This window comes from Pseudomonas sp. FP1154 (assembly GCF_030687245.1).
Classification (GTDB): Bacteria; Pseudomonadota; Gammaproteobacteria; order Pseudomonadales; family Pseudomonadaceae; genus Aquipseudomonas; species Aquipseudomonas rhizophila.
This window is the reverse complement of the sequence record NZ_CP117465.1, coordinates 1972044-1991514: the sequence shown is the minus strand read 5'-3', so window position 1 is coordinate 1991514 and position 19471 is coordinate 1972044. Positions and strand designations below refer to the sequence as shown.

The following is a 19471-nucleotide window of genomic DNA, read 5'->3' as shown; positions in this document are numbered from 1 at the left end:
GGATTTTGCACCATCAGGAGAGTTTATGCGTTCGGCCATGGGGGCTTTGCTGTTATTGGGTTCAGGGTGTTTTGCTGGCGAAATCCCGTTGCGTTTCGCCATTACCGATAGCTGGGCCATGCCCATGGTGCAGACTGAAGAAGGTCGCCCGATCCAGGGTATCATCCCCGACGTAATGACCCGCCTGGCGGCCCAGGTGGGGATGCCGGCGCAGTTTCATGTGCTGGCCCGCGCCCGGCTGGACAATGCCATGAACCACGGCGAAGTCGACGTACGGTGTTATGTCACCCCCGAGTGGGTAAAGGATACGGGGGGCAATTACCTGTGGAGCGTCCCGCTGTTTTTCCAGCGCGACGTGCTGGTGGGCACGGCCAGCTCCCCCAAGGTGGTGACGCCCGCCACCCTGCCCCACCAGCCGGTCGGGACCGTCCTCAGCTATACCTACCCGACCTTGCAGCCGTTATTCGACGGCGGGCATCTGCGACGTGACGATGCACGCAGCCAGGAACAAGTCCTGGCCAAGCTTCTGGCCGGGCGCTATCGCTACGCGGTGAGCAATCAATGGGCGCTGGACTGGTTCAATCAACGACATCCCCCAGACCGGCAACTGCGTGCCGTGGCGGTTCTCCAGGAGCGCGGGCTGGGCTGTTATGTGCGCGATGATCAAAACATTCCGGCCCAACGCATTCTGCGCACCTTATTGAAGATGAAAACGTCGGGGGAAATCGACGCGATCATCCAGTCCTACACCGGACATAAAGAGTCGCCGCAAGCCGGATCCGATTCGCCCTGAACGTCCGACTGATGCTGCCATTGCGGCGGCGAAACAAATCCTTTCACCCAGCCAGGCACCTGATCGGGTGGCATGGGCCGGGCGATGAAATAGCCTTGGGCCACTTCGCAGCCCAGGCGCAGCAGCAATTGACCATGCTCCAGGCTGTCCAGCCCCTCCGCCACCACCTGGCGCCCAAACGCCCTGGCCAAACCGATGACCGCTTCGGTCAGCGCCAGATCATCGCGGTCATTGAGTATGTCGCGGACAAAGGTCTTGTCGATCTTGATGGTCTGCGTGCGCAGGTGTTTGAGGTCATTGAGCGAACAGTATCCCGTGCCGAAACCGCCCAGGGAAAACCCCACGCCCAAGGCCTGGCACGCCTGGAGACAGGCGCTGACGTGGGCAAGGTTTTCCACCGCCAAGGATTCAACGATCTGCAGATCCAGCATGCGCGGCGACACCGCCGGGTGCCGTTGCAGCACCTGCCGCAACCGCTCGACGAAATCTGCCCGCTGGAAATGCCGCGCCGAGATATTGATGCTCACCGGACAGACTTGCCCCGCGTGCTGCCATTGCTGCAACTGAATCAGCACCTGCTCCATGACCCACTCACCGATCTCGACGATCAGGTCGGTTTCCTCCACCAGCGGCAGGAACTCCCGGGGCGGTACCAGGCCCCGTTGGGGGTGTTTCCAGCGCAGCAGCGCCTCGAGCCCCACCACCGTGCCATGGCGCATGTTGACCTTGGGCTGAAAATGCAGGCGCAATTCGTTGCCGGCCATGGCCTGCCGCACCCGCTCGACGGTCTGGTAAGTGGCCCGCACTTCCTGGTCCCGGGACACGTCGAACAAATGAAAGCGATTGCGGCCGCTCTGCTTGGCCACGTACATCGCCTGGTCGGCGTGGCGCAACAAGGTATCGGCGTCTTCGTTGTCACCGGGAAACAGGGTGACGCCAATGCTGGCGAAAACCTTGATGGCCTTGCCATCAATGGCATACGGCATGGAGACGGCAATCAGCACCCGGTTCAACGCGGCATGCAATTCCTCAAGCCCGCATACATGGCGCAGTACCAGCACAAACTCATCGCCGGCCAACCGCGCCACCACATCCTCCCCCCGCACGATGCTGCGCAGACGCCGGGCGACCTCCACCAGCAACTGGTCACCACTGGCATGGCCGTGGCCGTCGTTCACAGCCTTGAAGCCATCCAGGTCAAGCATGCACACCGCCAGGGGCAAGCTCTGCGACCTGGAAAATTCCAGGGCCTGATCCAGCAGGTCGGACAGGTAGGTGCGGTTGGGCAACCCGGTCAACACGTCGTGACCGACCCGCCATTGCAGCGAATGCAACAACTGACGCTTCTCGCTGACATCAAAACGAATCGCCAGATAGCGCTCGATCTGACCGGTCGCATCGTCGATCACCGGCACCAGAGTGGTATCGACCCAATGCAGCGTACCGTCCTTGGCCCGGTTGCAGATCTCACCCTTCCAGACCTGCCCCAGGGCGATGGTGCGCCACATGGCGCTGAAGAACTCGTCCGGGTGCTGGCCGGAGTTGATCAGGCGATGGTTAGCCCCCAACAGCTCATCGCGCGGGTAGCCAAAAAGCTTACAGAACTGGTCGTTGACGTAGGTAATGCGCCCGCTCAGATCGGTTTCAGAAAAAATCGCGGCGGCGTCAACGGCTCTGCGGTACTTCTTATCCATCGAAGCAGTCATCCATGAGTCAGGCTCATTTGTCGCGCGCGGTTGCACCGCCCCAGGACAGGCGAAAAATCAACTAGGCTCAAACACCTTGAGATACGCTGGAGCGCGGGCCGTGGCGGTGCTACCTGAAGGCGCCAAGCGTCGCCTTGTGTACAACAAGAAAACGCAAGGCTCGCCTTTTTCGCACATCCAGGCTTCTGAAGCAGGTCACCAAATGCCCGTGCCAAAGGCCGATTCTACGAAACACATCACATTTTGCAAAGCAAGGTGATGGATCATGCGGTTGCCTAATGCAAAAATCTATCGTTAAGTTCTTGATTCTAAATGGGAATTAAGCGATGCAAATTTCAAGTTTGGGTCCGGCCATCAGACGCTATCGCAAAGTAGCGGGGCTTACTCAGGCTGAACTTGGCGAAAAAACCGGTTTTGACCCCAAAACCATCAGCCGCTTCGAAACCGGCACCTACACCCCGAGCATGGAAGCCTTGGTCTTGCTTGCCGACAAACTGGATGTGCAGCTCAAAGCATTTTTTGCCGACATGGACGATGAGGACGAACAGCGAGCGTACCTGTTTGGTGTCATACACAGAGCCACCGCGAAGGATCTGGGGAAGCTGATTGCGGCGGTAGACCAGGCACTGTCGAAGCCTTGAAGCAGGCATGAAAAAAGAGGAGTCCGGGCTGTCGGTGTGCGACGGATCGGGTTCCTCTTTGGCTTTTTTGCTTGTTCGCTGTCCGGCTCTATTGAAAGGCTACTGTCACAAATTCCGAAGTGTATCCATCCGATCATGCAAGACACGAATCACCGCAATCCCATAAGCCGTGATCCGAAAGTAAATCATGTGTCGTTCGACACTACGTCGGCGATAACCAGTTCGAACATGGTCACAGGCTGGAGCTATCTTAGGCTGCTGCGCCAGTTCAGAAAACGCCGCAATGATGGTATCAACGTATCGATTGGCCTGCGCCACGCCCCATCGTTGGGCGGTATAGGTCCAGACAATTTCAAGATCACGCTCGGCGGCAGGTGTAAGGCGGTATTCAGCCATGCGCTGTCAGCATTCTCTTCTTGAACGCATCGGGATCGAATGGTTGAGGTTTTCCACTGGATTCACCCTCTTTCAGGGCGGACCGGATAGCCTCAAGTTCAGCGCTACGCTCCTGCTCGCGCCGAATCAGATCGCGAATGTATTCGCTATCATTGGTGTAGTGACCCGCTTCGATCTGAGCCTTGATCCAGCCGTCTTGTTGGTCGGTGACGGTGATGGTTTTTCGAACGGTACCCATGATGAGCCTCCGGAAAAATGATCGACTCACGCAAAATTATCATACTATTGGTGCGATATCGAGAATGAGCACTGCAAAGGCCCGTACGCAAATCCTTTGCCCCCTCCAGTCAAAAAGCCCCACTGCGCAGCAACGCACTGGAGCTCTTTGCTTTCCATCAGGCAGCAGAAAATATCGACCGGTAATCGATCAACAAACAAAGTAGATAAGAAAATTCGACAAACCTTGCGAACGAAGGCCTGGGCGTTATGGAGGCAACCCCACCAGCCACACCCCGGCACACAATGTTCCCGCTGTGGCTGCTTCCTTCCGGATCTGACCAGGTTCACGGGTAATCGTTGCGGGGGGACCGATGGGGTCACCATAACGACGCCCGCCTGACGGCGAGCCGCGCCATTGTACCTATCTGACGAGAAGTTACAACCGTTCGCGCCGGATTAAAAAACTGAAGATGTTCAAGCACTTGCCTGTGAGAACAAAGCTTGCTCCCACAAGTCGGCGGTTACAGCAGCACCTCGTCAGCCCGGCCGCCCTCCTCCTGAATCACCAGATGGATGAAATGCAGCTTGGTGATCACCGCGGCGGGTACGACGAACGGGTAGAAATCCGGTTGGCCCATGCTGCGCGACAGTTCGTTGAGCATGCCGGCCAGTTCGATCCAGGCGTTGACGAACGAAAGAAAGGCCACGCCCCCCGTATGTTCAGGGTCGAACAAGGTCTCGGGCGGGAACGGCTGGTAGTCGAAATCCATTTCCCCGGCGCTCATGCCAAAACCCAGGGCCGTGTCCACCGCGTCCATCATATGCAGGTAATGCGCCCAGGTTTCCGCCCAGTCTTCCCAAGGATGCATGGTGGCGTAGGCGCTGACGTAGTGGGTTTGCCAGTCCAGCGGCGCGCCTTGCTGATAGTGACGCTCCAGGGCATCGCAATAGCTGGCCCGCTCGTCACCAAACTGCTCGCGAAATGCATCGAGCCAATGGCTGTTGGCGATCAACCGGTCCCAGTAGTAGTGCCCCACCTCATGACGAAAATGCCCGAGCAAAGTGCGATACGGCTCGCGCATCTGCTGGCGCACATGCTCGCGGTGGGCATCGTCGGCCTCTTTGATGTCAAGCGTGACCAACCCGCTGGCGTGGCCGGTGGTCGGAGGCGTGCCATCGAGGTCGACGCCGATGAAATCGAAGGCCAGCCCCTCACTTTCACTGACGGTTTTCGGGATGACAGGCAAACCGAGGGTGATCAATTGCGCCACCAGCCGCCGCTTGGCGGTTTCGACCTTGCACCAGCGTTCGGGGTTTTCCGGGATCGACAGGTCGGGAATGGTGCGATTCAAGCTGCAGGCGATGCACAAGGTGTCGTGCCCATTGGCCGGCAGCAGCCAATTGCAGGCCGCCGGCGTGTCGAGGTTGGCGCAACGGCGAAACAACCCGGCTTGTGGGTCGGCATCCAGGGTCCAGGTGCCAGGCTGCTCGCCGGGTTGCAGGGACGACAAACGGCTTTGCTCGGGCTGATAGCCCAACACCGCCTGGCAGGCCAGGCACTGGCTGTTGCGAAAAAACAGCGACTGGCCGCAGCGACACGGCCAGATCTTGCTGTTACGCGAGCGATCGCCCGTAAAGGGCGCGGCGATGCGTGAACTCAGTTGCTCGAAGAAGCGGTACATGGTGATCTCCGGGGGCCTGCAAGACTAGATCCCCTCCTGTGCGTGATCGTTCCCAGGAGCGTGCGAATCATCCGAAGATTGTGAGCATTGTGTAGGACGCTGCCGGGCCGGGCTACCCCGCCTTGCGCCATTGCCTACAACTGCGCCAGAATCCGCCGGCTTGTGCGCCTATGGGCCGGACTTTATCGTTTCCGGGTCGCTGACGAATCAGCGATCGGGTTTAGCGACCCGGATCATTCTAGGTGCATAAGCGGCCCATGCTTCGTTGCAGGTCTAACTGCAATGACGTTATGGCGGCTGTATGTGGGAGACCTTCGAGTCTGCCGGGTGCCTATGACCGGTTCGCTAACCTGCGTGCAGCCGCCACCATTTCTGTTTAGCGACAGGCCTTGGTGGCTCCATCCCATAGGAGCGTCACCATGTTCAAAGCAACCCCCAACCCACCGGACACCGATCCAACATCCCCGCACAAAACCGCCGCCGCTAAAAACTCGACGAAGCCGCCGAGCGCGCCCTCGACTTCTACCTGAAGCCAAAACCGGAAACGCCGGAAGCCGATCCCGCACCCGCTCAGCTCTTCACCGTGATCAACGGCATCGACACCGAATGCCTGCTCGCCAACCTCAGTGAAACCCTGGCTTCAGCCGATGCCATGATCAGCGATCTGGCGTTCGAGCTGGAGGGTTCGCGGCGGCATGTTGCGCTGGGTATTCAGCAGTTGATCGAGCTGGGAGGGTTGCTGGCGAATCGGGCGCTGGATAACGTCGACCCGCGCTAGCCGACTCGCCACATAACCCTGTGGCGAGGGGATTTATCCCCGCTGGGCCGCGCAGCGGCCCCAATCCTGTCGACTCAATCAGCCAGACAGACCGAGATGGCAGATTTTAGGGCTGCTGCGCAGCCCAGCGGGGATAAATCCCCCTCGCCACAATGGGTCCGAGTTTCCTGGCGACATGACTAAACCGTAATGCCGTGCTGGCTCAAGAACGCCACAAACGCTTCTTCATCCAGCACCTTGAGCCCCAGCTCATTGGCCTTGGTCAGTTTCGACCCGGCCCCCGGCCCGGCGACGACGCAATGGGTTTTCGCCGACACGGAACCGGCCACCTTGGCCCCCAGGCTTTCCAGTTTGTCCTTGGCGACATCGCGGCTCATCAACTCCAGCGATCCGGTCAGCACCCAGGTGTGCCCGGCTTCGGGCAAACCTTCGACGACTTTTTTCTCGCTCTGCCAGTGCATGCCGAAGGCCTGCAGTTGCTTCTCGGCGGCTTCGGCTTGTTGGCGGTTGGCGGCGATGGCGAAGAACTCGTGCACGGCGTTGGCCTGTTTTTCCGGCAGGGCCTGGCGCATGTCCAGCCAGTCGGCGTTCATCACCGCTTCGAGCGAACCGAACTTGTCCGCCAGCTTCTGCGCCCCGCCCGGCCCGACCGAGGGAATGTTCAGCTTGTCCAGGAAACCGCCCAGGGTGGTGCTGGCGGAGAACTCGGCGCCCAGTTCGCCCTGGTCCTGGATATCCAGGCCATGGCGCAGCAAGCCCTCGATCACCTGGCGGTTGTGCGAGTCTTCGAAGAAGCTGTGGATCTCGTGGGCCACTTCCAGGCCGACGTCCGGCAAGTACGTGAGCACTTGCGGCAAGGCCGCTTGCACACGCTCCAGTGAGCCGAGGGAGCGGGCCAGGACCTTGGCGGTTTCCTCGCCCACGTCCGGGATGCCGAGGGCGTAGATGAAGCGCGCCAGGCTCGGCTTCTTGCTGTCGACGATGGCCGCCAACAGGTTCTTGCTCGACAGTTCGGCGAAGCCTTCCAGGTCGACCACTTGCTCGAAGGTCAGGGCATACAGATCCGCAGGCGAGCCCACCAGCCCCTCGTCCACCAACTGTTCGACGCTCTTCTCGCCCAGGCCTTCGATGTCCATGGCCCGGCGCGACACGAAATGAATGATTGCCTGCTTGAGCTGCGCACCACAGGCCAGACGACCAACGCAGCGGTACACCGCGCCTTCGCTGATGGTTTCACGACCCTTGCTGCGCTTGACCAGCTGCGTACGCTCCACATGGGAGCCACACACCGGGCACTGTTGCGGGATTTCAACGGGACGGGCGTTTTCCGGGCGACGCTCGGTGACCACTTGCACCACTTGCGGGATCACGTCACCGGCGCGGCGGATAATCACCGTGTCGCCGATCATCAGGCCCAGGCGCGCCACTTCGTCCATGTTGTGCAGCGTGGCGTTGGCCACGGTCACACCGGCTACCTTGACCGGCTTGAGCCGCGCCACGGGTGTCACGGCGCCGGTGCGGCCGACCTGGAACTCGACGTCCAACAGTTCGGTGAGTTCTTCGCTGGCCGGGAATTTATGGGCGATGGCCCAGCGCGGTTCCCGGGCGCGGAAACCCAGTTCGCGCTGGGAGGCGATGCTGTTGACCTTGAACACCACGCCGTCGATTTCGTATGGCAGCGCGTTACGCCGCTCGCCAATGTCGTGGTAGTAATCCAGACACTCGTCGATGCCGTGGGCCAGTTTCAGTTCGCGACTGATGGGCAAGCCCCAGGCCTTGAGCTGCTTGAGATTGCCGATGTGGGTGTCGGCAATGTCCGCCGTCACCTGGCCGATGCCGTAACAGCAGAATTCCAGCGGACGATTGGCGGTGATCTTCGAATCCAGCTGGCGCAGGCTGCCCGCGGCCGCGTTGCGCGGGTTGGCGAAGGTCTTGCCGCCCGCCTCCAGTTGCGTGGCGTTGAGACGCTCGAAGCCGGCCTTGGACATGTATACCTCGCCGCGCACTTCCAGCACCGGCGGCCAGCCACTGCCCTGCAACTTGAGGGGGATGTTGCGCACCGTGCGCACGTTAACGCTGATGTCTTCGCCGGTGGTGCCGTCGCCGCGCGTGGCGCCGCGCACCAGCAGGCCGTCCTGGTACAGCAGGCTGACCGCCAGGCCGTCGAGCTTCGGCTCACAGCTGTACTCCACCGCCGCGCCACCGCCCAGCAAGTCGCCCATGGGCAGGTCGAGGCCTTCGGTCACCCGGCGGTCGAATTCACGCATGGTGGTTTCGTCGAAGGCATTGCCCAGGCTGAGCATCGGGATTTCGTGGCGGACCTGGCTGAAGGCCGACAGTGCAACACTGCCGACACGCTGGGTCGGGGAGTCGCTGGTCACCAGCTCCGGATGCTGCTCTTCCAGGGCCTTGAGCTCATGGAACAGGCGGTCGTACTCGGCGTCCGGGATGCTCGGTTCGTCGAGGACGTGGTAGCGGTAGTTGTGCTGATCCAGCTCGGTACGCAACTGTTGGATGCGGGTTTGGACGGCAGTCATGGATGTTCTCTCATAAAGCAAAAGAGCAGCCTAGGCTGCTCAATTTTTTGAAATCATCGGCAGTCGGACCTGAGCCCGCCGAACATACAACCTGTGGCGAGGGGATTTATCCCCGCTGGGCTGCGAAGCAGTCCCAAAGCTAACGACTCAACTAGCTGATAAGGCCAAGGGGCCAGGATTTAGGGCTGCTGCGCAGCCCAGCGGGGATAAATCCCCTCGCCACAAAAGCCCTTCAGCCAAAAAAATTCTGCCGACTTTAGCGCTTCTGGGTCAGCGCCCGGCGTTCGAATTCGACGATGCGCTGGCGGTAGTGTTCGATGGTCTGGGCGGTCAGCACGCTGCGCTGGTCGTCCTTCAGCTCACCGTTGAGTTCCTGGGACAGCTTGCGCGCCGCGGCCACCATCACGTCAAAGGCCTGCTTGGGATGACGCGGGCCGGGCAGGCCGAGGAAGAAGCTCACCGCCGGGGTGCTGAAATGGTCGATGTCGTCCAGGTCGAACACGCCTGGCTTGACCGCGTTGGCCATGGAGAACAGCACCTCGCCGTTGCCGGCCATGCTTTCATGGCGGTGGAAAATGTCCATCTCGCCAAAACGCAGACCGCTCTCCAGGATGTTCTGCAACAGCGCCGGGCCCTTGAAGCCGGCCGGGTCGCGGCAGATCACGCTGATCACCAGCACTTCCTCGGCCTGGGCCTGGTCCTTGTCGCCGCGCACGGGTTTGTTCTCGTCCGGGAAGTCGTCGTCGCGGCTGCTGAAGCTCGGGCCGCCGTCCAGGTCAAGATTGAGGTTCAGGTCGCCCTGGGACGGTTCGCTGTTGCGCTTGCCGCGCTTGGAACCCGTTTCCCGTGGCTCGCGCACTGGCGCGCTCATCGACGGCAGGTCATGCTCATCCAGTTGCGGCTCCTTATGGGTATCCAGCACCCGGGGCGGGCCCAACAGCTCGGCATTGCCATCGTCATCCGGCAGGTTCGACAGGCTGCGGTCGAGACGAAACTTGAGTTTCCCCTTGCCGCCGCGCATGCGGCGCCAGCCGTCGAAAAGAATACCGGCAATGACAATAATGCCGATGACGATCAGCCACTCGCGCAGACCGATTTCCATGTAATCCCGTGCCTCTATAAAAATGCTGAAAAATAAGGGGCTTAGCTATGTGCAAACCGCTTTAAAACGTGGCGCCAACTCTATGTTCTGAATGGCGTTTTGCCCACGCATACGAAAAATTGACATTAAACTAGCACGACCAAAGATAACTTTACACCGTCTGTCGCGTAGGCTTGCGCCATTCTGTGAATTGAACGACAAGCCCAAGGCTCAAAAAAATCCTACAGCATCCTAAATAGATGCCCTACAAGCAGTGTTTCACGCGTCCACCATCGCCATCGCCTCCTCCACATCCACGGCCACCAGACGCGAGCAACCCGGCTCATGCATGGTCACGCCCATCAACTGGTCGGCCATTTCCATGGCGATCTTGTTGTGGGTGATGTAGATGAACTGCACAGTCTCAGACATCTCTTTTACCAGCCGCGCATAACGCCCCACGTTGGCGTCGTCCAGCGGCGCGTCCACCTCATCGAGCATGCAGAACGGCGCCGGGTTCAATTTGAAAATGGCAAAAACCAGGGCCAATGCCGTCAGCGCTTTTTCACCCCCGGAGAGCAAATGGATGGTGCTGTTCTTCTTGCCCGGGGGACGCGCCATGATGGTCACCCCTGTATCGAGTAAATCTTCGCCCGTCAGTTCCAAGTAAGCGCTGCCGCCACCGAAAACTTTCGGGAAAAGTGCCTGCAAACCGCCGTTGATCTGATCAAAGGTATCCTTGAAGCGATTACGGGTTTCCTTGTCGATCTTGCGGATGACGTTTTCCAGGGTCTGCAACGCTTCCACCAGATCGTCGTTCTGGGCATCCAGATAGCGCTTGCGCTCGGACTGCTGCTGGTACTCGTCGATGGCCGCCAGGTTGATAGCGCCCAGACGCTGAATGCGCGCGGCGATGCGTTCCAGCTCTTCTTCGGCGTCTTTCTCGTTGGCCCCGGCCACCAACGTGGCGAGCACGCCGTCGAGGTCGTAGCCGTCTTCCAGCAATTGGTCCTGCAAGGCTTTGCGGCGCACCGTCAGGGCCTGCCATTCCATGCGTTGCTGTTCCATCTGGCTGCGGATCAGCTGGGATTGCTGTTCGGCCTGGCTACGACGCTTTTCGGCGTCGCGCAGTTCGCGGTCGGCATCTTCCAGGGCAATTTGCGCAGTCTTGAGTTCCTCATCAACGCTCATGCGCTTGTCGAGCAACTCTTCGAGTTTGAGGCGCAACTCTTCCAGCGGCGCTTCGCCCTCCTCCAGGTTCAGGCTCAATTGCTCGCGCTTTTCGGTCAGGCGTTCGGACTGCATTTCCAGCCGCTCCAACGCTTGGCGCGTGGAATCGTACTGGGCCTTGAGCGAGCCCAGGCGCACCGCCAACTGATGGGCGTGATCCTTATGCTGGCGGGCATCCTGGCGCACCCGGTCGAGGCGTTCGCGCAGACTGTCGCGCTGAGCCAGCAGCAACTCGCGCTGCTCGGTGTCCACGGCCATGGCATCGAGGGCTTCCTGCAGTTGCAGGCGCGCTTCACCGATCTGCTCATGCTCCAGCGCCCGTTGTTCGCCCAGCTCGGCGATTTCCTCCTCAAGGCGCGTGCGGCGCAAGGCCAGTTGTTCAACCTTGGCCTTGCCGGCGGACAGCTGCGCTTTGAGTTCGCCTTGCTGGCGTGCTTCGTCCTGCAACAGCCGACGCAAGTGTTCGCGACCATTTTCCTGCTGACGCTGTTGCGCCCGCAGATTCTGTAATTCGGTTTCCAGGGCTTCGACGCTCGCTTCGCGTTCTTCACGCTCAGCGCTCAGGCGCTGGATTTCCTGGCCCCGGGCAAGCATGCCGCTCTCGGCTTCGCTGGCCCGGCGCACCCGCAGGAAATGCCGACCGACCCAATAGCCGTCCCGGCTGATCAGGCTTTCCCCGGCCGCCAGTTGTCCGCGCAGGGCCAAGGCCTGTTCAAGGCTGTCCACCGGTTTCACCTGCCCCAACCAGGGAGACAGGTCGACCTGGGCCTCGACTTTATCCAGCAAGCTGCCCGGCATCCGCACGCCATCGCCAGCCGGGCTGAGCAGGCGCAGATCGCCCTGAGTGAAGCCCGACAGATCGAAGCCTGCGAAGTCATCCACCAGCACCGCTTGCAGATCGGCGCCTAGCACGGTTTCCACCGCCAGCTCCCAACCGGCATCGACCTTCAGGCCTTCGGCCAGTCGCGGACGCTCGGCCAAATGCTGGTCGCGCAGCCATTCAGCAGCGCCGGTGCCGGGGTCCAGCGCCGCTTGCTGCAAGGCCTCCAGCGAAGCCAGACGGCCATTGAGGCGCTGCAATTCGCCCTGGGCCTGCTGCTGATTCTGCAGAGCCAGTTGCAAAGCCTGGCGCAGTTGCTCGAGCCGTTCGACCTGGGCATCTTCGCTGGCTTGCAAGTCTTCAAGGGTGGCTTCGCTGGCAGCCAGTTGTTCGCTCAGATCGACAATCGCCGCATCTTCAGGGTCCGCCGCGAGCAAGGCGCGCTCTTCGGCCAAACGGCGCTGACGCTCGGCCAGGCGTTCCATGCTGGCTTCCAGTTGCTGGATGCGCGACTGCTGGACTTCGGCCTGACGCCGCGGCTCGGCAGAGCTCAGGTTGAAACTGTCCCACTGCTCTTGCCAGCCATGCATGCTCAGCTCGGCTTCTTCCAGGGCGGCGGCAGCCTCTTCGGCGGCGGCGCTGGTGAGTTCCTGCTCGGGCGTGAGCCGGTCCAGTTCTTCGCCCAGGGTCAGCAGCAACGTGCGGTCGTGGCCCAGGTGGGATTCGGTTTCCAGGCGCGCGCGCTCGGCCTCTTTCAAATCATCCTGCAGCTGGCGCAGCCGTTGCTGACCGTGCTGGATGCTCTGCTCGACCCGGGCGATGTCGCCACCCACCGAATAGAAGCGCCCTTGCACCAGGTTGAAGCGTTCGGACAGGTCGTGGTGGCCGTCACGCAGGCGCTCAATGGCGGCGTCGGCATTGCGCTGCTCGGCCACCAGGGCTTCGAAGCTGACTTCCTGATTGCCAATGATCGCCTCGCGCTGGCCGACCTGCTCGTTCAGCGCCTGCCAGCGCAGGGCCGAAAGCTGGGCCTTGAGCTGACGTTCTTCGCCTTTGTATTCCTGATATTTCTTGGCGGCTTCGGCCTGGCGGTGCAAGCGCTCGAGCTGGCGTTCGAGTTCTTCGCGCAGGTCGGTCAGGCGGGCCAGGTTTTCGTGGGTGCGACGGATGCGGTTTTCGGTCTCGCGGCGCCGCTCCTTGTACTTGGAAATGCCGGCGGCTTCTTCGATGAAGTTGCGCAGGTCTTCGGGCTTGGCCTCGATCAGCTTGGAGATCATGCCCTGCTCGATGATCGAATAGCTGCGCGGGCCGAGGCCGGTGCCGAGGAAAATATCGGTGATATCGCGACGTCGGCACTTGGCGCCGTTGAGGAAGTAACTGTTCTGGCTGTCGCGGGTCACTTTGCGGCGGATGGAGATTTCCGCGTAGGCCGCGTACTCGCCGATCAAGGTGCCGTCTGAATTGTCGAACACCAGCTCGATGCTCGCCTGGCTCACCGGTTTGCGACTGGTGGAGCCGTTGAAGATGACGTCGGTCATCGACTCGCCGCGCAGGTTCTTGGCCGAGCTCTCGCCCATCACCCAGCGTACGGCGTCGATGATGTTCGACTTGCCGCAACCGTTGGGCCCCACCACCGCCGCCATGTTGCTGGGGAAGTTCACCGTGGTCGGATCGACGAAGGATTTGAACCCCGCCAGTTTGATGCATTTGAGCCGCACGTTCAGGCCGCCGTCAGGGCAGAAACCACCAGATCGCAACTGCGCTGGGCATAAGCCGTCAGCACGATGCGGATCTGCGGCAAATCACGGGCCAGCACGGCGGTCAGCAAGCGCTGGAACAGGTCGAGGAATTCGCTCATCTCGGCCTTGCGTTGTTCCAGGGCCAGGAAGTAGGCGCGGCTCATGGCCGGTTGCAGGTTCTCGACGGTTTCCTGCAAGTACGGGTTGTTGGCAAAGGGATACGCGGCGCGCATCACGCTGAAACTTTCATCGACGAAGGTGCGGATGTCCTGGCGCGCGAAGGCGTCCTGAAGACGCTGCTGGATCTCGATGAACGGCGCCATGTCGGCCTGTTCCTGCCAGCCATGAGCCACGGCATTGCCCAGCAGGATGTACAGCTCGCTCATCAGCGCACAGAGGCTGCGCACCTTGTGTTCGCTCAATTCGGTGACGTGTGCACCACGGCGCGGCAGGATCGCGATCAGATGCCGGCGCTCCAGTATCAGCAAAGCCTCACGGACCGAACCGCGACTCACGTTGAGCGCCAGCGTGACCTTCTGCTCCTGGATGCGCTCGCCCGGCTTCATTTCACCACGAATGATGCGCTCGGCCAGGTGATGGGCGATTTGCTCGGCGAGGCTGTCCGGGGCCTTGAACGTCATGGTTGTCCTTCAAACTCTTCGATTTGCACAAGCGGCGCAGTGTAGCGCACTCAATACGTCATGGCGCAGGGCCTGCAGCGGGTTTTTGGCACGATCCAAGCAAAAAAGTTTGAGCCCTCATCCTGAAACAGAATCTGTGGAAGAACCTGTGGGAGCCGAGCTTGCTCGCGATAGCGGTCTGTCAGCATGCATCCATACTGAATGTACCGCCGTCATCGCGAGCAAGCTCGGCTCCCACAGGGTTCTACAGTGTCTATAGACCGTTGTTCATCGACAAAGCAGATTTTCTTGACCTTTAAGTCAGAAAATCGTTGACCGCAAAGTCAGACCTGCTAAATTCAGCCCAAGTCGATACAACAATAATGAGTCTGCGAGGCCTTCCGTGATCCAGTTTTTACTCAACCAGGAACTCCGTAGCGAGCACGCCCTGGACCCGAACCTGACGGTGCTCAACTATTTGCGCGAACACCTCGGCAAATCCGGCACCAAAGAAGGCTGCGCCAGCGGCGACTGTGGTGCGTGCACCGTGGTGGTGGGCGAGTTGCAGACCGACGAGGACGGCCGTGAACGCATTCGTTATCGCAGCCTCAATTCGTGCCTGACCTTCGTCTCGTCCCTGCACGGCAAGCAACTGATCAGCGTTGAAGACCTCAAGCACCAGGGCCAGTTGCACAGCGTCCAACAGGCGATGGTCGATTGCCACGGTTCGCAATGCGGCTTCTGCACACCGGGCTTCGTGATGTCCCTGTTCGCCCTGCAAAAGAACAGCGAACAGCCCGACGCCCATAAGGCCCACGAAGCCTTGGCCGGCAATCTGTGCCGCTGCACCGGCTACCGGCCGATTCTGGCCGCCGCCGAGCAGGTCTGCTGCGCCAGGCAAGCGGACCAGTTCGACGCCCGCGAAGCCGAGACCATCGCTCGCCTCAAGGCCATCGCACCGACTGACACGGGTGAGCTCAACAGCGGCGACAAACGCTGCCTGGTGCCCTTGACCGTGGCCGACCTGGCCGACCTTTACGACGCTTATCCCCAGGCGCGCCTGCTGGCCGGTGGCACGGACCTGGCCCTGGAAGTCACCCAGTTCCATCGCACCCTGCCGGTGATGATCTACGTGGGCAACGTCGCTGAGCTCAAGCGTATCGAGCGTTTCGCCGATCGTCTGGAGATCGGCGCCGCCACCGCACTCTCCGACTGTTACGAAGCCTTGCAGGCTGAATACCCGGACTTCGGCGAACTGCTGCAGCGCTTCGCTTCGTTGCAGATCCGCAACCAGGGCACCTTGGGCGGCAACATCGGCAACGCCTCGCCGATTGGCGACTCGCCGCCTTTGCTGATCGCCCTCGGCGCGCAGATCGTCTTGTGCAAGGGCCAGACCCGCCGCACCCTGGCGCTGGAAGACTATTTCATCGACTACCGGGTCACCGCCCGCCAGGAAAGCGAATTCATCGAGAAGATCATCGTGCCCCGGGCCAGCGCCGAGCAGGCGTTCCGCGCCTATAAGGTCTCCAAGCGCCTGGACGATGACATTTCCGCCGTATGCGCGGCGTTCAACCTGCGTATCGAGCATGGCGTGGTCCAGGACGCCCGGGTGGCCTTCGGTGGCATGGCCGCGACGCCCAAGCGCGCCAAGCATTGTGAAGCCGCGTTGATCGGTGCCGCGTGGAACGACAACACCGTCGAACGTGCCTGCGCCGCACTGGCCGAGGACTTCACACCGCTGTCGGACTTCCGCGCCAGCAAGGAATACCGCCTGCTCAGCGCCCGCAACCTGCTGCGCAAATACTTCATCGAACTGCAAACGCCGCACATCGAGACTCGGGTGACCGCTTATGTCTAACCATCACGCCGTAGAGAAGACTCAAGCCGAGCTGGCCGAACTGTTCGCCCGCGACCTGACCACCGGCGTGGGCCGCAGCGTCAAGCATGACAGCGCCGCCAAGCATGTGTCCGGCGAAGCCCAGTACATCGATGATCGCCTGGAATTTCCGAACCAGTTGCACGTCTATGCCCGGCTGTCGGACCGCGCCCACGCCCGGATCATCCGTATCGATACCGCGCCCTGCTACGCCTTCGAAGGCGTGCGCATCGCCATTACCCATGTAGACATTCCGGGGCTGAAGGACATCGGCCCGCTGTTACCCGGCGACCCGTTGCTGGCCATCGATGACGTACAGTTCGTCGGCCAACCGGTGCTGGCGGTTGCCGCCAGGGACCTGGAAACCGCGCGCAAGGCAGCGATGGCGGCCATCATCGAATACGAAGATCTGGAACCGGTGCTGGACGTGGTCGAGGCCCTGCGCAAGCGGCATTTCGTGCTGGATAGCCACACCCACCAGCGCGGAGATTCGGCGGCGGCACTGGCCAGCGCCGAGCATCGCATCCAGGGCTCGCTGCACATTGGCGGCCAGGAACACTTTTACCTGGAAACCCAGATTTCCTCGGTGATGCCCACCGAAGACGGCGGCATGATCGTCTACTGCTCCACACAGAACCCCACCGAAGTGCAGAAACTGGTGGCCGAAGTGCTGGACGTTTCGATGAACAAAGTCGTGGTGGACATGCGCCGCATGGGCGGCGGCTTTGGTGGCAAGGAAACCCAGGCCGCCAGCCCGGCGTGCCTGTGCGCGGTCATCGCCCACCTCACCGGCCAACCGACCAAGATGCGCCTGCCCCGGGTCGAAGACATGCTGATGACCGGCAAGCGCCACCCTTTCTACATCGAATACGACGTCGGCTTCGACAGCACCGGGCGCCTGCACGGTATTGCCCTGGAGCTGGCCGGCAACTGCGGTTGCTCGCCGGACCTGTCGGCCTCGATTGTCGACCGGGCGATGTTCCATGCCGACAACGCCTACTATCTGGGCGATGCAACCATCAACGGCCATCGTTGCAAGACCAATACCGCGTCGAACACCGCTTACCGTGGCTTCGGCGGGCCGCAAGGCATGGTCGCCATCGAAGAGGTGATGGACGCCATCGCCCGGCATCTGGGGCTGGATCCGCTGGCGGTGCGCAAGGCCAACTACTACGGCAAGACCGAGCGTAACGTCACCCATTACTACCAGACCGTCGAGCACAACATGCTCGAGGAGATGACCGCCGAACTCGAGCAAAGCAGCCAGTATGCCGAGCGCCGCGAAGCGATCCGCCGCTACAACGCCAATAGCCCGATCCTGAAAAAAGGCCTGGCGCTGACCCCGGTGAAATTTGGTATCTCCTTCACCGCCAGCTTCCTCAACCAGGCCGGGGCGCTGATTCATGTCTATACCGACGGCAGCATCCACCTGAACCATGGCGGCACGGAAATGGGCCAGGGCTTGAACACCAAAGTCGCGCAAGTGGTGGCCGAAGTGTTCCAGGTGGAAATGGACCGGGTGCAGATCACCGCGACCAACACCGACAAGGTGCCGAACACCTCGCCCACCGCTGCCTCCAGCGGTGCCGACCTCAATGGCAAGGCTGCGCAGAATGCCGCCGAAACCATCAAGCAGCGCCTGGTGGAGTTCGCCGCGCGGCAGTACAAGGTCAGCGAAGAAGACGTGGCGTTCCACAACGGCCATGTGCGGGTGCGCGATCACATCCTGACGTTCGAGGCGCTGGTGCAGCAGGCGTATTTAGCCCAGGTCTCGCTGTCGAGCACCGGTTTCTACAAGACCCCGAAAATCTATTACGACCGCAGCCAGGCCCGGGGCCGGCCGTTCTACTACTACGCCTATGGCGCGGCGTGCGCCGAGGTAATCGTCGACACCCTGACCGGCGAATACAAGATGCTGCGCACCGACATCCTCCACGACGTCGGCGCCTCGCTGAACCCGGCCATCGACATCGGCCAGGTCGAGGGCGGTTTCATCCAGGGCATGGGCTGGCTGACCATGGAAGAGCTGGTATGGAACGACAAAGGCAAGCTACAGACCTGCGGCCCGGCCAGCTACAAGATTCCGGCGGTGGCCGACATGCCGTTGGATCTGCGGGTCAAGCTGGTGGAAAACCGCAAGAACCCGGAAGACACGGTGTTCCATTCCAAAGCCGTGGGCGAACCGCCGTTCATGCTCGGCATCGCCGCGTGGTGCGCCATCAAGGATGCCGTGGCGAGCCTGGGAAATTACCAGCACCAGCCGAAAATCGATGCACCGGCGACCCCGGAGCGGGTGTTGTGGGGGTGTGAGCAGATGCGTGGGTTGCGGGTGGCGAAGGTTAAGGAAGCCGAGTCCGAAGCCATTTGATGATCGTTCCCACGCTCTGCGTGGGAATGCAACCCCCCGACGCTCTGCGTCGAAGTTTGAAGAGCGGACGCGGAGCGTCCAAAGATGCATTCCCACGCAGAGCGTGGGAACGATCAGTTGAGGTGAAATATGTACAACTGGATCAGCGCCCTCGCCGACCTGCAAGATCGCGGTGAACCCTGCGTGCTGGTGACGATCATCGAAGAACTCGGCTCGACCCCGCGCAATGCCGGTTCGAAAATGGTGATCAGCGCCAGCCAGACGTTCGACACCATCGGTGGCGGCCACCTGGAATACAAGGCCATGGAGATCGCCCGGCAGATGATCGCCAGCGGCCAGCAAAGCACCCATCTGGAGCGCTTCAGCCTCGGTGCCAGCCTGGGCCAGTGCTGCGGCGGCGTGACCGTGTTGCTGTTCGAACCCATGGGCCAGGTCCAGGCGCAGATCGCCGTATTCGGCGCCGGCCACGTCGGCCGCGCCCTGGTGCCGCTGCTGGCGAGCCTGCCCTGCAAGGTGCGCTGGATCGACTCCCGGGAAGCGGAGTTTCCTGAACACCTGCCCCACGGCGTGCGCAAGATCGTCAGCGAGGAGCCGCTGGATGAAATCGACGAGCTGCCCGCCGGCAGCTACTGCATCGTCATGACCCACAACCATCAGCTCGACCTGGAACTGAGCGCCGCGATCCTCAAGCGCAACGACTTCGCTTACTTCGGCCTGATCGGTTCGAAAACCAAACGGGTCAAGTTCGAACATCGCCTGCGCGATCGCGGCTTCGACAGCAGCACCTTGCAGCGCATGCGCTGCCCGATGGGCATTGGCGACGTCAAAGGCAAGTTGCCTGTGGAAATCGCCATCTCCATCGCCGGTGAAATCATCGCCACCTATAACGCGGATTTCGGCCAGCACACCACGCGCGCCGAACCGATTGCCAAGCTGCTGCCGGCCTCGCGCCGCAGCCAGGCGAACCGTTGAACAATTGTTGAGA

At 61.2% G+C, this 19471-nt stretch carries 13 protein-coding genes, 1 other RNA gene and 1 pseudogene; 6 read left to right on the top strand and 9 right to left on the bottom strand.

The genetic code is table 11. From position 1 onward, the window contains the following. The first annotated feature begins 25 nt into the window (after window positions 1-25). A complete protein-coding gene (locus PSH91_RS09045; protein ID WP_076385634.1) occupies window positions 26-793 on the top strand; it encodes an ABC transporter substrate-binding protein in 768 nt (255 codons plus the stop codon). Here PSH91_RS09045 and PSH91_RS09040 read toward each other — a convergent pair. Further along, window positions 745-2487 carry a bifunctional diguanylate cyclase/phosphodiesterase gene (locus PSH91_RS09040; RefSeq protein WP_305467922.1) on the bottom strand — a complete coding sequence of 581 codons (1743 nt, stop codon included), beginning with the start codon at window positions 2485-2487 and terminating at the stop codon, window positions 745-747. The two genes, PSH91_RS09045 and PSH91_RS09040, sit on opposite strands and share 49 nt — an antisense overlap. A 338-nt stretch (window positions 2488-2825) precedes the next feature. Here PSH91_RS09040 and PSH91_RS09035 point away from each other — a divergent pair, with 338 nt between their 5' ends. Further along, entirely contained in the window at window positions 2826-3140 is a 315-nt protein-coding gene (locus tag PSH91_RS09035; RefSeq protein ID WP_047227171.1) for a helix-turn-helix domain-containing protein, read from the top strand. 105 nt (window positions 3141-3245) lie between these two features. Here PSH91_RS09035 and PSH91_RS09030 read toward each other — a convergent pair whose 3' ends face one another. The 4 genes from PSH91_RS09030 to PSH91_RS09015 all read right to left on the bottom strand — a co-directional run bounded on the left by PSH91_RS09030 (window position 3246) and on the right by PSH91_RS09015 (window position 5437). Beyond that, a complete protein-coding gene (locus tag PSH91_RS09030; RefSeq protein ID WP_076385640.1) occupies window positions 3246-3536 on the bottom strand; it encodes a type II toxin-antitoxin system RelE/ParE family toxin in 291 nt (96 codons plus the stop codon). Then, on the bottom strand, window positions 3529-3774 hold the full coding sequence (locus tag PSH91_RS09025; protein WP_047227170.1) for a type II toxin-antitoxin system ParD family antitoxin: 246 nt from the start codon (window positions 3772-3774) through the stop codon (window positions 3529-3531). Before PSH91_RS09025 ends, PSH91_RS09030 begins: the two co-directional genes overlap by 8 nt. A gap of 258 nt (window positions 3775-4032) precedes the next feature. Then, window positions 4033-4129: signal recognition particle sRNA small type (gene ffs, locus PSH91_RS09020), an RNA gene on the bottom strand. Window positions 4130-4276: 147 nt separating this feature from the next. Then, a complete protein-coding gene (locus PSH91_RS09015; RefSeq protein ID WP_047227169.1) occupies window positions 4277-5437 on the bottom strand; it encodes a putative zinc-binding metallopeptidase in 1161 nt (386 codons plus the stop codon). A gap of 419 nt (window positions 5438-5856) precedes the next feature. Between PSH91_RS09015 and PSH91_RS09010 the strand changes: the two are divergent. Continuing rightward, window positions 5857-6215 (top strand): annotated as a pseudogene (locus PSH91_RS09010) (DUF6124 family protein). A gap of 179 nt (window positions 6216-6394) precedes the next feature. Here PSH91_RS09010 and ligA read toward each other — a convergent pair. The 4 genes from ligA to PSH91_RS08990 form a co-directional block, all read right to left on the bottom strand. Beyond that, window positions 6395-8752: an NAD-dependent DNA ligase LigA gene (gene ligA, locus PSH91_RS09005; protein WP_305467918.1), complete on the bottom strand. Its 2358-nt coding sequence runs from the start codon at window positions 8750-8752 to the stop codon at window positions 6395-6397. A gap of 256 nt (window positions 8753-9008) precedes the next feature. Continuing rightward, window positions 9009-9854: a cell division protein ZipA gene (gene zipA / locus PSH91_RS09000; protein WP_047227166.1), complete on the bottom strand. Its 846-nt coding sequence runs from the start codon at window positions 9852-9854 to the stop codon at window positions 9009-9011. Between the two features lie 258 nt (window positions 9855-10112). Further along, the gene (gene smc / locus PSH91_RS08995) at window positions 10113-13601 is read right to left on the bottom strand and encodes a chromosome segregation protein SMC (RefSeq protein WP_274090251.1); all 3489 of its coding nucleotides are present in this window, start codon (window positions 13599-13601) and stop codon (window positions 10113-10115) included. Between the two features lie 2 nt (window positions 13602-13603). After that, window positions 13604-14263, bottom strand: coding sequence for a GntR family transcriptional regulator (locus tag PSH91_RS08990; RefSeq protein WP_047227164.1), 660 nt, complete (start codon window positions 14261-14263; stop codon window positions 13604-13606). Window positions 14264-14645: 382 nt separating this feature from the next. Here PSH91_RS08990 and xdhA point away from each other — a divergent pair, with 382 nt between their 5' ends. From xdhA to xdhC, 3 genes are all read left to right on the top strand, one after another. Beyond that, window positions 14646-16100, top strand: a complete 1455-nt coding sequence (xdhA, locus tag PSH91_RS08985) for a xanthine dehydrogenase small subunit (protein ID WP_305467916.1) — start codon at window positions 14646-14648, stop codon at window positions 16098-16100. Next, window positions 16093-18486: a xanthine dehydrogenase molybdopterin binding subunit gene (xdhB, locus tag PSH91_RS08980; protein WP_305467915.1), complete on the top strand. Its 2394-nt coding sequence runs from the start codon at window positions 16093-16095 to the stop codon at window positions 18484-18486. The genes xdhA and xdhB overlap by 8 nt, the downstream gene beginning before the upstream one ends. A gap of 129 nt (window positions 18487-18615) precedes the next feature. Next, window positions 18616-19458 (top strand): xanthine dehydrogenase accessory protein XdhC, encoded by an 843-nt coding sequence (gene xdhC, locus PSH91_RS08975; RefSeq protein ID WP_305467913.1) that lies wholly within the window; start codon window positions 18616-18618, stop codon window positions 19456-19458. The last annotated feature ends 13 nt before the right edge of the window (window positions 19459-19471 follow it).

Coding starts and splice junctions, on each gene's coding strand:
- PSH91_RS09045 (WP_076385634.1), top strand. CDS start 26: ATGCGTTCGGCCATGGGGGCTTTGCTGTTATTGGGTTCAGGGTGTTTT.
- PSH91_RS09040 (WP_305467922.1), bottom strand. CDS start 2,487: ATGGATAAGAAGTACCGCAGAGCCGTTGACGCCGCCGCGATTTTTTCT.
- PSH91_RS09035 (WP_047227171.1), top strand. CDS start 2,826: ATGCAAATTTCAAGTTTGGGTCCGGCCATCAGACGCTATCGCAAAGTA.
- PSH91_RS09030 (WP_076385640.1), bottom strand. CDS start 3,536: ATGGCTGAATACCGCCTTACACCTGCCGCCGAGCGTGATCTTGAAATT.
- PSH91_RS09025 (WP_047227170.1), bottom strand. CDS start 3,774: ATGGGTACCGTTCGAAAAACCATCACCGTCACCGACCAACAAGACGGC.
- PSH91_RS09015 (WP_047227169.1), bottom strand. CDS start 5,437: ATGTACCGCTTCTTCGAGCAACTGAGTTCACGCATCGCCGCGCCCTTT.
- ligA (WP_305467918.1), bottom strand. CDS start 8,752: ATGACTGCCGTCCAAACCCGCATCCAACAGTTGCGTACCGAGCTGGAT.
- zipA (WP_047227166.1), bottom strand. CDS start 9,854: ATGGAAATCGGTCTGCGCGAGTGGCTGATCGTCATCGGCATTATTGTC.
- PSH91_RS08990 (WP_047227164.1), bottom strand. CDS start 14,263: ATGACGTTCAAGGCCCCGGACAGCCTCGCCGAGCAAATCGCCCATCAC.
- xdhB (WP_305467915.1), top strand. CDS start 16,093: ATGTCTAACCATCACGCCGTAGAGAAGACTCAAGCCGAGCTGGCCGAA.
- xdhC (WP_305467913.1), top strand. CDS start 18,616: ATGTACAACTGGATCAGCGCCCTCGCCGACCTGCAAGATCGCGGTGAA.